Source organism: Nostoc sp. LPT (assembly GCF_017115165.1).
GTDB lineage: Bacteria > Cyanobacteriota > Cyanobacteriia > Cyanobacteriales > Nostocaceae > Nostoc.
In genome coordinates this window covers 34156-47805 of sequence record NZ_JABXKF010000066.1, presented here as the reverse complement: position 1 = coordinate 47805, position 13650 = coordinate 34156, and the positions used below count along the sequence as shown (strand labels likewise).

The 13650-nt window shown below is 40.2% G+C and carries 15 protein-coding genes; 9 read left to right on the top strand and 6 right to left on the bottom strand.

Going from position 1 to position 13650, the window contains the following annotated elements; all coding sequences use genetic code 11:
- Positions 1–158 precede the first annotated feature (158 nt).
- The 4 genes from HWQ58_RS15395 to HWQ58_RS15380 form a co-directional block, all read right to left on the bottom strand.
- Positions 159–1361 (bottom strand): glycoside hydrolase family 15 protein, encoded by a 1203-nt coding sequence (locus HWQ58_RS15395; protein ID WP_292863954.1) that lies wholly within the window; start codon positions 1359–1361, stop codon positions 159–161.
- Positions 1362–1366: 5 nt separating this feature from the next.
- The gene (locus HWQ58_RS15390) at positions 1367–1903 is read right to left on the bottom strand and encodes a hypothetical protein (RefSeq protein WP_292863951.1); all 537 of its coding nucleotides are present in this window, start codon (positions 1901–1903) and stop codon (positions 1367–1369) included.
- 73 nt (positions 1904–1976) lie between these two features.
- Entirely contained in the window at positions 1977–2915 is a 939-nt protein-coding gene (locus HWQ58_RS15385; RefSeq protein WP_292863948.1) for a cation diffusion facilitator family transporter, read from the bottom strand.
- A gap of 166 nt (positions 2916–3081) precedes the next feature.
- Entirely contained in the window at positions 3082–3894 is an 813-nt protein-coding gene (locus tag HWQ58_RS15380; protein WP_292863945.1) for an SDR family oxidoreductase, read from the bottom strand.
- A gap of 791 nt (positions 3895–4685) precedes the next feature.
- Here HWQ58_RS15380 and HWQ58_RS15375 point away from each other — a divergent pair.
- From HWQ58_RS15375 to HWQ58_RS15335, 9 genes are all read left to right on the top strand, one after another.
- Positions 4686–5180 (top strand): DUF2231 domain-containing protein, encoded by a 495-nt coding sequence (locus tag HWQ58_RS15375; RefSeq protein WP_292863942.1) that lies wholly within the window; start codon positions 4686–4688, stop codon positions 5178–5180.
- Entirely contained in the window at positions 5177–5782 is a 606-nt protein-coding gene (locus HWQ58_RS15370; RefSeq protein WP_292863939.1) for a DUF2231 domain-containing protein, read from the top strand. The genes HWQ58_RS15375 and HWQ58_RS15370 overlap by 4 nt, the downstream gene beginning before the upstream one ends.
- A gap of 32 nt (positions 5783–5814) precedes the next feature.
- Positions 5815–6720 (top strand): cytochrome c oxidase subunit II, encoded by a 906-nt coding sequence (locus tag HWQ58_RS15365; protein ID WP_292863936.1) that lies wholly within the window; start codon positions 5815–5817, stop codon positions 6718–6720.
- Positions 6721–6727: 7 nt separating this feature from the next.
- On the top strand, positions 6728–8383 hold the full coding sequence (gene ctaD / locus HWQ58_RS15360; RefSeq protein WP_292863933.1) for a cytochrome c oxidase subunit I: 1656 nt from the start codon (positions 6728–6730) through the stop codon (positions 8381–8383).
- Positions 8384–8566: 183 nt separating this feature from the next.
- Entirely contained in the window at positions 8567–9232 is a 666-nt protein-coding gene (locus tag HWQ58_RS15355) for a heme-copper oxidase subunit III (protein WP_292863957.1), read from the top strand.
- A gap of 39 nt (positions 9233–9271) precedes the next feature.
- Complete coding sequence (locus HWQ58_RS15350) at positions 9272–9517, top strand: hypothetical protein (RefSeq protein WP_104905120.1); 246 nt, start codon at positions 9272–9274, stop codon at positions 9515–9517.
- A 158-nt stretch (positions 9518–9675) separates the two neighbouring features.
- A complete protein-coding gene (locus HWQ58_RS15345; RefSeq protein ID WP_292863927.1) occupies positions 9676–11043 on the top strand; it encodes an NAD(P)/FAD-dependent oxidoreductase in 1368 nt (455 codons plus the stop codon).
- A gap of 153 nt (positions 11044–11196) precedes the next feature.
- Positions 11197–12036 carry a VOC family protein gene (locus HWQ58_RS15340; RefSeq protein WP_366838011.1) on the top strand — a complete coding sequence of 280 codons (840 nt, stop codon included), beginning with the start codon at positions 11197–11199 and terminating at the stop codon, positions 12034–12036.
- A 259-nt stretch (positions 12037–12295) separates the two neighbouring features.
- The gene (locus tag HWQ58_RS15335; RefSeq protein WP_292863921.1) at positions 12296–12706 is read left to right on the top strand and encodes a peptidoglycan-binding domain-containing protein; all 411 of its coding nucleotides are present in this window, start codon (positions 12296–12298) and stop codon (positions 12704–12706) included.
- Positions 12707–12916: 210 nt separating this feature from the next.
- Here HWQ58_RS15335 and HWQ58_RS15330 read toward each other — a convergent pair whose 3' ends face one another.
- Together HWQ58_RS15330 and HWQ58_RS15325 are read right to left on the bottom strand one after the other, a co-directional pair.
- Positions 12917–13210, bottom strand: coding sequence for a hypothetical protein (locus HWQ58_RS15330; RefSeq protein WP_292863918.1), 294 nt, complete (start codon positions 13208–13210; stop codon positions 12917–12919).
- Positions 13173–13400 carry a hypothetical protein gene (locus HWQ58_RS15325; protein ID WP_292863915.1) on the bottom strand — a complete coding sequence of 76 codons (228 nt, stop codon included), beginning with the start codon at positions 13398–13400 and terminating at the stop codon, positions 13173–13175. The genes HWQ58_RS15330 and HWQ58_RS15325 overlap by 38 nt, the downstream gene beginning before the upstream one ends.
- Between the last annotated feature and the right edge of the window lie 250 nt (positions 13401–13650).

Below are 13650 nucleotides of genomic sequence, written 5' to 3'. Positions count from 1 at the left end.
TTACTCATCTTTGCACTCACTACTTTTATCGTAAGCGATTATCCGGACATGATATGAGTAAAAAGTTTAGTCCTTATTTTCTAAGCACTAAAGTGCTTACTACAAACTCTGAAAAATTGCAATAATTACTACTAATCAACCGCAACCGTATAATTGCATTATTCCCATTTATTGCTTTCAATCCAGAAAAAGGTAAAGCTGATTGGCTGTTGCTGGTTATCAGAAACAGAAATATCTACAAAATTCACTCCTAATTTTGTGGAAGTAGAAGGCGTATCTTTTACGGTTTGCCAATTATCATCTGACCAATGCAATTGAAAAGATGCTAAAGCGTCAATTCGCAACGTCTGACCTTTTTTAACTTTGTCTACTTGACGGTTAAACTTCCAAATTTCCAATGATTTACACTGCTTTCTTTCGCCTAAATAGCGATTTGCCACCTCTGGAATAAAATCAAACACCTGTCCGTCATGAGTTGACCGTAGCAGCTTGATATACTCTGCGTGTGCCCACATTAAAGGCATGGCTGAACCTGTTGGTTTTCCTAAAAACATATAGACATCAGGTATATCTGCTTCATCCCAAACCTGTTCTGGTAGTAAACAAGTGTCTGAAGCAAATCCTTCCATCGCCTTGATATATGTTTTGACATCCCCACCAGCAGCTAGTTCATAATGTCCTCGTTCTCCTGCCAACAAAGGCCAAGCGCGTCCCTTACCCGAACCGACATAAGGATTTCCGTCTTTTTGCTGACCGTAGCCGTCGTGGTTGTAACGATGCCAACAAGGCCCAACGGGTGTATCTACTTTCAATACTGCATCAATTACTTTGACAGAATCAACAATAATCGGGTCATCTGGTTTACGAATTCCATAGCGTACTAATTGCAGAAATCCGCCATCGACAATTTCCTTGGCCGGAAATTCTGCTGGTTCACCAGCTGGTTGACTGGTGATGAAAACAGTTCCTTGGTTAGGATTGTCGTCGGCTTGAGGATTATTAATATCTGAGGGAGTAATTCGGATATAATGCCGTTTGATCCCAGGAACTAAAGTTCCTTCTGTAGTTACTGTCCAAGCTTCGATGTGAGATTCTAAAAAATCTGCGTATTCTTCTATAAACTTTGCTGTTGCTTCATCTCCATGTTGACGAACAAATTGAGCAGCACAGATTAAGGCGGCAATATTGGATGCTAGTGTGGATGGTGAATAACCACTGTTTTCTTCCCAGCGTTCTTGTTGAGTAACCGGGCCGTTACGAATTAAATAACCCGCTGCCCGCAGAACCATCGGATAAATATCGAATTTTAAACAAGTCTTCTGTTGGTACAATAGCCATGCTAAAAGAATCGGAAATGCCACCTCATCTAGTTGGATGCCTTTCCAGTATGGTTCACCATCAACCCAGAAATTTTGGGCAAAACCGCCATAGCGTAACCATTATTACCCATACCTCCAACTTCCAAATGCGGCGCACACAAAGTATATAAATGAAGTTGGGAGATAAAATCGTCCTCTCCTGTTAATTTTGTGTGCTGTAAGATACAGGATAAATGCGGGTCGGCAATTACTTCTTTGATTACAGCATAACGTCCTTGGGGGTCGGAATTAGTGATGCGGTATCCTAAACTATGAGTCCACATCGGTTCCATTTTGGATTCGAGATGGCGTTTCTCTTCGTGGAAAAAGCTTTTCCCATCAGAAATTAGATACTGCAAATCCCGAATTTGGGGTCTGTCTACTGTGGGATGGTAGATTTCAGTGACAATACCGTTCCAGATAGTAAACCAAACGCGACTAGAGGTAGAGTAAGCTGTTCCGACTCCATCTTTATTCGCTTGAGTCCATCGAGGTTCAATACCGGGTGAGCCAAAAGCTTCTGCTTGACCAATAATCTTTACCATACTGTTTTGTTGTACCGATAAGCTTTGAATATTTTTTGAAAATTCTGTATTTGATATTTATCTGATTAAAAATTTATTGAGAATTTGGCAAAAATTTGCGAGCGGCAGTTAAGGATTTTGCTTCAATAAAAATTTGTTTTATTTCTGGATGCTTTTCGCGAATTTTTACTTCTAAACTTTCTACAGTTAAGGCTATTTCCTCACCTGTAAGATTTTTAGAAAATTGAATTTCTAAGTTGAGTAATACTTCTTTTGGAGCAAGCTGCATTGTTAGTACACGTACAACTTCTTGCACTCCTGGTTCTGTTTTTGACAAAGAACGAATATTAGCTATAGTTTGAGGATTAGCACTTTCACCAAGTAACAATCCTTTACTTTCTCTTGCTAGTACCACTGCTACTATAGCCAAGATAATGCCAATAATAATCGAGGCAATGCCATCAAAATAAACATTATTAAATAAATGTCCTAAAAAGATTCCGATTAAGGCAACGAATAAACCTAAAATTGCAGCAGTATCCTCAAATAATATTGTAAAGACTGTCGGATCTTTACTGTTTTTGATTGCTTGCCAGAAATTTTGTTTACCCTTGGTTGGCAAAAACTCTTTTAAAGCTACAGTCCAAGAAAAACCCTCCAATAATATTGCCATACCTAACACAATATAATTCCACATTGGGTTTTCTAAAGGGCTAGGTTTAATTAAATGAGTGATTCCTTCATAAATTGACATCCCGCCGCCAAGGGCAAAGATCAGGATAGCAACGATGAAAGTCCAGAAATAAAGTTCTTGACCATAACCAAAGGGATGGCTATCGTCTGCTGGCTTTTGGCTTCTCCGAATTCCTAGCAAAAGTACCAGTTGATCGCCAGTATCTACCACCGAATGAATCCCTTCAGATATCATAGCGGAACTGCCAGTAATCGAGGCAGCAATAAATTTAGTAATCGCGATCGCTAAGTTAGCGCCCATCGCTGCAAATATAGTTTTATGAGATGAATCAGATGCCATGAGAGTAAATAATAATTATCCAGAAACTTCTAATTCACTATCCAGATGGGTAACTTTCCATTGGGTTGGTTCGACATTGTGTCAAAACGTCTCCTACAGCCAAATTTAATCGTTGATTGTTCTCAAACCAGGATTAACAGTAACTTTTGTAGGCATTATCTATCAGTTAACCATTCTCTATAAAATCTGGATACAAGGTCATACCACCATCTACAAATAGAGTTGTACCATAGACATAATCAGAGTCATCAGAAGCCAACCAAACCGCTGCTTTCGCGATATCTTCTACATCACCCACACGTTTTGCTGGAATCAGTTTTAATAACTTTGCTTCTGCCTCTGGAGTATCCCAAGCTGATTTATTAATTGGGGTTTTGATTGCACCAGGGGCAATACTATTAACGCGAATTTTATGGGGTGCAAGTTCTTGAGCAATACTTTGCATCATCATATTTATACCGCCCTTACTAGCAGCATAATTAACATGACCCGCCCAAGGAATTACCTGATGCACTGAACTTATACAAATAATCTTACCTGCGGCAGATGAAATATGGGGCTGTACACCCCGGCGTAAGAATTCCTTTGCAGCTTCCCGCGCACATAAGAATTGTCCTGTCAGATTCACCTCAATAACTCTATTCCATTGCTCAAGGGTCATATCTACAAACGGTGAATCTTTTTGAAGACCTGCATTGTTTACTAAAATGTCAATAGTACCGAATTGCTCGAGCGTCTGGCTGAACATCGCTTTTATTTCGTCTTCTTTGCTGACATCAGCTTGAATAGTAAATGCTTCACCATTAGCCGCTTTGATATCATCAACAAGTTTTTGGGCTGACTCAGCTTCCGAATGATAGTTGATAGCTACTGCTGCACCTGATAAAGCTAAATAGCGAGCGATCGCTTCACCAATACCAGAACTAGCACCCGTTACAAGTGCTTTTTGACCTTTGAGCAGGTAAGGGGAATAGCTCATAATGCTTTCAATACTTTTATAGCTTGATTCGTTGTGAGTGTCTGAATCATTCGGAAGACTTTCATGATATTATTTTTGCTTTTTAGACGTAGTATTAGCTTGGCGATTTAAATTGTCAAATCAGTAAGCTATTCATGAATAAAGCAAAACATTTTTAAAATTTTAAGAATATCTAGTATTTTTCTAATCTATCCAGAGAATGATAAATAGCATATTTTTTATAAATGATGTTTCAATTATTTGTCATTTGTGTGACGATAGGATATTTTTATTTTGAAGATTTGTAAAATTGCAATTTGAAAGCTAACATCAATCTCAATAAAGATTTATGGTATATTCAAAGCAAGTTTGGTTAAAGTAAAATTTTTAGTTAATCAAATCTAAAATGAGCTAAAGTAATAAAACCATATAAATAAGACGTTAAAAAATTTTTAGCTGCCTCTAAAGTATCTGAGTTGATTGGCTGTTGTCAAATATCCTATCTAATCAGAAATAACCCTCTTTTAATTTTTGTAAAGGCAAATTTACATATAATGTAATATCAATCAAAAAGATAGTTATCTTAGTAAATTTTGACATTATTGAAAAATAATTGCTGAAAAAAGTAAGTATGTAATTTTTTTTATTTCAAAAGTTACTTGAAATATTTCAGTGCATCGTAAATTTTCAATGTTTTTTAATTGGTTGATCTGTGGCGTTAGCACAGTATTCTTGAAAATATAAATAATGCGTTAGGCGGATAGAAATTCCATGCAACGCATCTACATATTTAGACCCATGAAGGAGAAAGCATGCCTGCTCTGTCTCTGAATAACCAAAATTTACCATACCCTGACCCTCTACACCCAATCGTTGTCCATTTCGTAATCGCGATGGTGCTTTTTTCTTTTGTGTGCGATGTGCTGGGCTATTTCACGCGCAACGTGCGTTTATTTGAGGTGAGTTTCTGGAATATGTTTGTGGCCTCAGCAGCTATCTTTATAGCGGTGATTCTTGGTCAGTTTGAAGCAGGTCTGGCGAACATCTACCCAGCAGTCCAACCAACACTGAATTTTCATACGTTGATGGGTTGGTCACTGGCGGTTATTGTCGTTGGCATTACAGCTTGGCGTTTCGTGATTCGCAAACGCACCCCACGGAAAGTACCGCCTGCTTACTTGGGTGCTGCAACGTTTTTAGTCTGCCTAGTGTGCTTGCAAGTCTATCTAGGGAGTAAGCTAGTTTGGGTGTACGGGTTACACATCGAGCCAGTTGTGCAAGCGATGAAGCAAGGAGTTTCGCCATGAACTGGCAACTGATTGACCAGTTGAGATTGAGTCTGAATGCTAACGGATTACCTTATGAGATTCCGATACATCCGCAACTGGTGCATCTAACATTGGGTTTATTCATTCTTGCGATCGTTTTTGACATTGCCGGAGCGCTTTTTGCTTTAGAAAAACCAATCTTCAAATTTTTGGGTCTGCCTACCCTGCGTTCTGGTTTTTTTGATGTCGGCTGGTATAACCTCATAGGAGCAGCTTTTATCACCTTTTTCACGGTTGCAGCTGGTTTTTTCGAGCTACTGCTAGCAAATCCACCAATCGATCAAAAGAGCGTTTGGGGGTTAACTGCTGGTTGGACGACGCTTTTGCATGGTTTGGGTGGCATTTTGCTGTTGGGAGCGATCGCAGCCATGACAGTATGGAGAGGTTTGCAACGCTATCGCTGGCGCAAGGATGCTTCTATGCAGGTGCAGTGGAGTTACTTGTTGGCAGGCATAGCGATCATGGCAATCTTATACGCTCACGGAACTTTAGGGGCGCAATTGGGAGAAGAGTTTGGAATTCATGTTACTGCTGCGAAGTTACTCCAAGAAGGTAAAAACCCAAATTTACTACTCAAATAATCAAGCAAGAAATACTCTTATATGAAATTATTATGTTTAGTTTTTGGGAATATGTACTAATAGCGTTTTATGTCGCAGGGCTGCTAATTGTCAGTCGGTGGATTGGACAACAGGTGTTTTCTTGGATGCCTCCCCAGGCGACAGCAGAAGCACAACGGGTAGATGATTTATTTAGTTTTTTAGTCTCAATTGGAGCATTTATTTTGCTGGGGCTGATTGGTGTTATTGTGTATGCCATAGTCTTCCATCGCGCTCGACCGGAAGACTATAGCGAGGGACACCCTTCTAGAGGTAATGGGAAGCTAGAAATATTGTGGACAGCCACCCCGACTCTGCTAGTAGTATGGATTGCCTTTCAAAGCTTCAATATTTATCAGCAATTAAATATTCTCGGTCTAAACCAAATTGTGCATTTGCACGCCCCCTTAGAATCTGCACCCGCCTACGCTGCAACCGTTAGCGATGTCCCCAAACCTGCATCTGAAACAATAGATGTTTTTGTTAAGCAGTCAGATTGGTCTTTTGGCTATCCAAATAATCTTATTAGTAAGGAATTACATTTGCCGAGCGATCGCAGCACTCGCTTAAATATGCAAGCACAGGATGTAATTCACGGTTTCTACGTTCCTGAGTTTCGCTTAAAACAGGATATTGTTCCAGGGCGCAAGATTGACATTGTGCTAACACCCATTCGCCCAGGCAAATATCGACTGAAAGATTCTCAATTTAGTGGTACTTACTTTGCCTTGATGGAGGCAGATGTATACGTTGAATCCCTTGATAAGTATAACCAGTGGCTTGCGCAAACGGTGTCTAGCGAAAGTGGGAATGCTCCAAATCAGGCAGTTGCCGAAAATATCCAACCACCAAAGACATTATTCAGAAGCGGCTGGCACACCGTCACACCTGCTCAACCTGCTATAGCGAATCAAAGGTAGATAAATAATGACACATGATATGAGTGAAGCTATAGCCAAGAATAGAGAACCTGAGAATGGCTGGCGGCAATATTTCAGCTTCAGCACCGACCATAAGGTAATCGGTGTTCAGTACATGGTGATGACCTTTATTTTCTTTCTGCTTGGCGGGCTGTTGGCGATGATTATCCGTGCTGAGTTGCTCACCCCGGAATCAAATTTAGTCGATCGCCCCCTTTACAACGGTTTATTCACCATGCACGGGACAATCATGATTTTCCTGTGGATTATTCCCTTCAATGCAGGTCTTTCTAACTACCTAGTGCCATTGATGATTGGAGCGCGGGACATGGCTTTTCCCCTGCTCAATGCCATCTCTTTTTGGATTTTGCCACCAGCCGGTCTTCTACTACTGTCTAGCTTTTTACTACCTAACGGGACTGCACAAGCTGGTTGGTGGTCTTATCCACCAGTTAGTCTGCAAGTTCCAGGCGATCAGTTGATTAACGGTCAATTCATTTGGATAGTTAGCCTAGTACTAATCGGCATCTCTTCAATTATGGGGGCTGTCAACTTTGTCACCACAATCTTTTGGATGCGATCGCCAGGGATGACATTTTTTAGAATGCCCGTCTTTGTGTGGTCAGTTTTTAGCGCCCAGTTGTTGCAGCTGATTAATTTGCCTTCCTTGACGGGTGCATTAATACTGCTATTGCTTGACCTCTCCTTCGGTACACAATTTTTTAAACCTGAAGGAAGTGGCGATCCCATTATCTACCAACATTTATTTTGGTTCTATTCTCACCCGGCAGTGTATATCATGGCGCTACCAGCCTTTGGTATTATTGCGGAAGTTCTGCCAGCCTTTTCTCGCAATCCTCTATTTGGCTATCGGTCAGTTGCTCTTGCTTCTTTAGGTATCGCTGTAGTCAGCATCTTCGTCTGGGTGCATCACATGTTTACCAGTGCTACCCCCGGCTGGATGCGGATGACCTTTATGGCCACCTCAATGTTAGTTGCCATACCCACAGGTGTTAAGGCATTCGCTTGGACTGCCACAATCTGGAGGAGCAAGTTGCACCTAGAGACACCAATGCTATTTGCGATGGGAGGTGCAGCGATGTTTATTTTTGGCGGTGTCACTGGTGTGATGCTTGCCGCCACGCCATTTGATATCCACGTCAATAATACTTATTTTGTAGTCGGTCACTTCCACTACATCGTTTTTAATACCATCACGATGGCAATTTTTGCCGGAATTTACTTTTGGTTTCCCAAAATAACTGGAAGGATGTACGCCGAGGGTTGGGGTAAACTACATTTTTGGTTGACCTTTATTCCTGCCAATATCACCTTTTTCTCCATGCACCCATTAGGTTTACAAGGGATGTTACGCCGAATTTCCTCCTACGATCCCCAGTATCAGGGGTGGAATGTCATCGCTAGCCTGGGATCGTTCTTACTGGGAGCATCAACGCTGCCCTTTATTGCTAACATTGTCGGTTCTTGGCTATATGGAGCCAGAGCAGTTGATAATCCTTGGCACGCTACGGGATTGGAATGGACAACTTCATCACCACCTCCGCGAGATAACTTTGAAGAGATTCCTGTTGTCAACAGACCTCCTTACGACTATGGCGATCCAAAATATTCGTTCGTGGAAAATTCTAATGATGGTGAGTAATTCCGTTTCTTTGTAAAGCTGGGCCAAATACTAGCTTTTTTTCAACGCAAAGGTACGCGGAGGTTAGCGCAAAGGTACGCGGAGGTTTTCTAAAGATAATTCGCTATGTCTGAAAACCAGATGAAATTTGAATTTATTAATTACGAATTACGAATTACGAATTACGAATTACGAATTGGTATTATGCAACATCGCAGCATCCATTTAGATGAAAGTCCGATCCGTTTTGAGCGGTGGCGGCGACGCTTACCGAATTGGTTACAGCGCTTTCTGCCAAGTGGTGGCGGAAGTCATGAAGATCATCATGGCAAAGGAATGTTCGGATTTACTGTGTTCCTGTTGTCGGAAAGTATCATTTTTTTGAGTTTTATCTTTACTTATGTTGCTCTACGACTGAATACTACTAACTGGCTACCGCCCGGTATTTCTGGACCAGAATTGTCTAAGCTCGTGATTATTAATACGGTAGTTTTACTTTCTAGCAGCTTCGTGATTCAACCAGCAGAAAATGCCCTCAAGCGTAATCAACTTAGTAAATTTCGCGGGCTATGGCTGATAACGATCGCAATGGGAACCTACTTTTTAATTGGTCTATTAATTGAGTGGAAAAATCTTGATTTCAAGATTACTACAGGATTAGTTGGTTCTACATTCTATTTACTGACAGGTTTCCACGGTTTACACGTTCTGGCTGGTGTTGTGCTTCAGATAATTATGCTGATTCGCTCATTTATTCCAGGCAATTATAATAATACTCACTTCGGTACAAGTGCGACAACTCTATTTTGGCACTTTGTTGATGTAGTTTGGGTCTTCCTTTTCTCGCTTATCTACCTTTGGCGGGCATAAAAATCTTTCAGTTAACCAAGTATTTTCAGGAGTAATTTGATGAACTTATTATTGCAAGAACTACCAGCCTCAGAACTCGCCCCAAAAGCAGTTCAAGAAACTCCCGCACCAGGTAAAGATCCACTCATAGCCCAAGGGTTACAAAAAGAGCAATATATTGGCATTATTGGGCTAGCGATCGCTCTAATTGCTGCTGTGGGATTTTTTAGTCGTAGAGTCGAATACGCTATTGCTTTCGCTTTATTCCTCAGCGTCATTTTAATTGCGTTATTTTTATTCATATAGCAGATTTGTCATTTGTCATTGGTCATTGGTCATTTGTACTTTTGCAAAAGTCTTAATTTTGACTCTTTTTTTGCACCTCTGCATGAGACAAAAACATCTGATTTAAATGCTTAACATCTTGGCAAAATCAAGATTTTACAATACTTTGGAGATATTTTATGAACAGCCCAGTTTACCAAACTGTTATTGTCGGTGGTGGTTTCACCGGCTTATTTACAGCCTTACACCTAGCTCACGAACATTATCCTCGCTCTGTAATTTTGATCGATCAAAATGAACGCTTTTGCTTTAAGCCGTTACTCTACGAATATTTTAGTGGCGAGATGGATGCTTTTCAAGTAGTACCGCGTTTTGTGGAATTGCTTAAAGGCAGTGGTGTCATCTTTGTTCAAGATGCAGTGGAATCGATAGACTTGCATCAACAACAAGTCAAATTAGCTTCGGGAAACTCCTACAACTACAGTAACTTAGTATTAGCTTTGGGTAGTGTTACTGGTTATCATCATCTTGAAGGTGCTAAAGAATACGCTTTCCCTTTTTGGACACAAGCAGATGCGATCGCTCTTGACCGTCATTTACGCGACTGTTTACAAAAAGCAGTCCAAACAGAAGATATAGAACAACGTCGGAAACTACTAACAATAGTCATAGTTGGTGGTGGTGCTTCTGGTGTAGAAATGGCAGCTACTTTAGCAGATTTACTCCCACATTGGTATAGCGCTATGGGAGGAAATTCTAGTGAAATCCGTGTAGTACTGCTTAATCATGGTCAAAAAATCCTTGATGCCGATATTAACGATCCACTACGCCCAATTGCTGAGAAAGAATTACAAAAGCGCACTGTACCAGTTGAAATCCTTACGGGAGCAGAAGCTACTGCTGTTCACTCTAATGCAATTGAATATAAAAGCAATAATCAAGTTAATACACTGGCAACGTATACCACAGTCTGGACAGCTGGTACTTCTATTCATCCACTGATTAAAGATTTACCAATTTCCCAAGAACATCGCGATCGTCGCGATCGCCTCCTAGTGACTCCCACAATGCAACTACTTGACTTTCCAGAAGTCTTTGCAGGCGGGGATTGTGTGGCAGTTAAAGATAAATCACTACCGCCAACAGCTCAAGTTGCTTATCAGCAAGGAGCCAATATTGCCCGAAATTTGAAAGCATTAGCGTTGGGCGAAGATCTTAAACCAGCAAAGGTAAATATACGCGGAACTCTCTTAAAATTGGGGTTAAATGATGCTGCTGCTAACCTTTTCAATGTTTTGGAAATTACAGGCGAATCCGGGCATTTAATCCGTCAAGGCACTTATTTAACGCTATTACCAACTCCAATTCATGATTTCAAAGCTGCTAGTGATTGGCTGGATGAAGAGATTTTTCACCATCACCTTGACCCTAATAATGTAGGCAAAAAGGTTGTTCAAGCAGTGGAAGTGGTTGGTGCAGGAGTTATAGGCGTTTTAGCTGCAAGAAAATTATTGAAAATGTTGGGAAATGAAGAGAAACCAGATTAGAGACTGAAGGATAAAAAGGGCTTTGATTGATGACTATGCCTACTCATAAGCAATGAACAGGTGCAAAGAATTCGAGCTATTGGCTTAACAGTGACAAACTGCGTAGGCGTAGCCCGTCGTAGACATCGCTTTTTAAATTTCTATCAATAAGCACTGGATTTTAAACTAGTTTCCGACATTACTATTGAAGGGCACAATTACAGCGATCTAGAAGATGTAACTAAAGCAAAAGTTCACATTGTTACCTTACGACTTGGAGATGAATTTATCGAGTTAATAGAGTATCTCAATATTCAGGGTAAACCCATTCTCAGCGATTCACAAAGTAATGACCTGTGCTTTCAACATCTGACGATTCTAGTGAGTGATATGGATCGCGCTTATGCTCACTTGCGTTCATTTCCCATTGAACCAATTTCAGTTGCTCCCCAGACAATACCACCTGAGAATGAAGCATCTAGTGGTGTCCGTGCTTTCAAGTTTAAAGATCCTGATGGTCATGATTTAGAGTTAATTTGGTTTTTGCCTGATAAAGGTAAAGATAAATGGCGTCAAAACAGTCATAGCTTGTTTCTGGGAATCGATCATAGTGCGATCGCAGTTTCTCACACTGAGCAAAGTTTACACTTTTACTGCGACCTTTTAGGAATGCAAATTGATAGTCGCAGTCTTAAATGGCGTGCAACCCAAACTCGCTTGGATAACTTACTAGGAGCGAAAGTGAGAATTACAGCACTGCAACCAGTTGAAGATGGTGTGGGTATTGAACTGTTAGACTACATTTTGCCTGGAAAAGGCCGTCCTATACCAAGTGATTGGAAAAGTTGCGATATTGCAAGTGTGCAAATTGAGCTTGTTGCCAATGATATTGAGCTGCTAGTAGATAAGCTTCGGCTGAATCAGATACCGATTGTAGATAGCTCTTTTTCTAATAAGCAAGGTTATTTAATAAAAGATCCTGACGGACATACAATTTTGCTCATTGCAGAATGATATTAGGGAAATTCTCATAAATCAGAGCGCAATTTCGGGCGACATAAATTTTAATACACTTAGTCATGCTTTTGTCACAATTTTGCAATAGCTTTGTCAATACAACGTGTGATGCTATAGCTCTGGCTTGGGAAATAGTCTCAGACTAAACCCACATACCAGAATCTACCGAAGAGAATCACTTAAGGCATAGTCCCTTATGAAGATGACTCTTCAAATAGAAATTGCAAAATCTCATACAGTTGGAAGGAACAAGAAAATGAATTGGAAAATACTTGCTTTGCTCCCTGCTTTGACTCTAGCTACTGCTGTGCCTGCTTACTCTTTAACTAATAATAAAAGCCAAAATCCGGCTCATGCTACCCACATTGCCCAAAGTACTCAGCAAGGCAACACCATGAAAAAAGCTAATGTTGTACCAAAGGTTAATGCCAAGCACAAGTCCAATAATGTGGCAAGGCGTAGTACTGGTACTGTACTGACAGTAGGTAGCAGGGGAGAGACAGTGAAAACTGTTCAGAATTCTTTAAAGCAACAAGGATTCTATACAGGAAGTGTGAATGGTGTGTTTGATAATAAGACTCGTGCTGCTGCAATGAAATTTCAGAAGTCTAAAGGATTAAGAGCAGACGGAATAATTGGACGCAGAACTTTAGCAGCTCTTAAATAAAATGGTTTACTAATATCCTCATTACGGAAATGCCTTAAAGACAAAAGGCTAGGAAATAAATTCTAGCCTTCAATTTTTCACGAAGCCAAGCGTCTTGATAAATAATACCAATTTGAAAAAAGAATGCGACAGATACATACTCCCAAACCTTTGTTCTGTCTAGCTTTCTTAATTTAGAATTTAGAATTTAGAATTGGTATAATGTATGTTTCAGCGTCCAAAAATTAAAGCATCAAATAAATAAGCACCAGGGCCTAAAACCGCAATCGCAATCAGCATAACGCAGTACATAAACGCCTTTTCCCAACTTGGCGGTTCACCTTTGACTACTAAATCATTTGGACTATTCAGGCGTTTGCTTTGGTAGCGATCAACTAAAAGCTTCCATTCACCATCGTATTCGCGTCGGATAATAGCACGCAGACCGGAAGAACAGGCAACCAAACGACCCTCTAAGTCGCGGTAATTATTTACTTTGGTAATTAGATGGGTTGCGTATAACACTGACGTTATTGGTAGAATTCCAGTGCAACAGGCGGTTGCCGTGAGCATCACTCCACACAACACTATCATCTTCGTGGAAGTAAACAGGACCTTCGCTATGGACTGCACCCTTTGTCAGCTTTTGCAGTGAAGCATCTGGGCGTACTAAGGTATAGATGCGATCGTCAGAAATCTCAATGGCTTCAGGCATGAGAATCTCCTGTTATTTAACTTGGTTACTGGCGATAAATGGCAGGTTCAAGTTAATACCAATTTAAAAAGTAATATTTATAAAATTTTTCCGCATTTTTATAAATATTAAATATGCTCGATTTACATAATATATAAACAAAAATAAAATTAAAATGAAATACTAGCCTCTCTTTAGACATAAATAATAATTAATCCCTGGGGTAGAATCTAAAATCTAAAATTGGCAATATCTCTGTAACTTTAGGTTA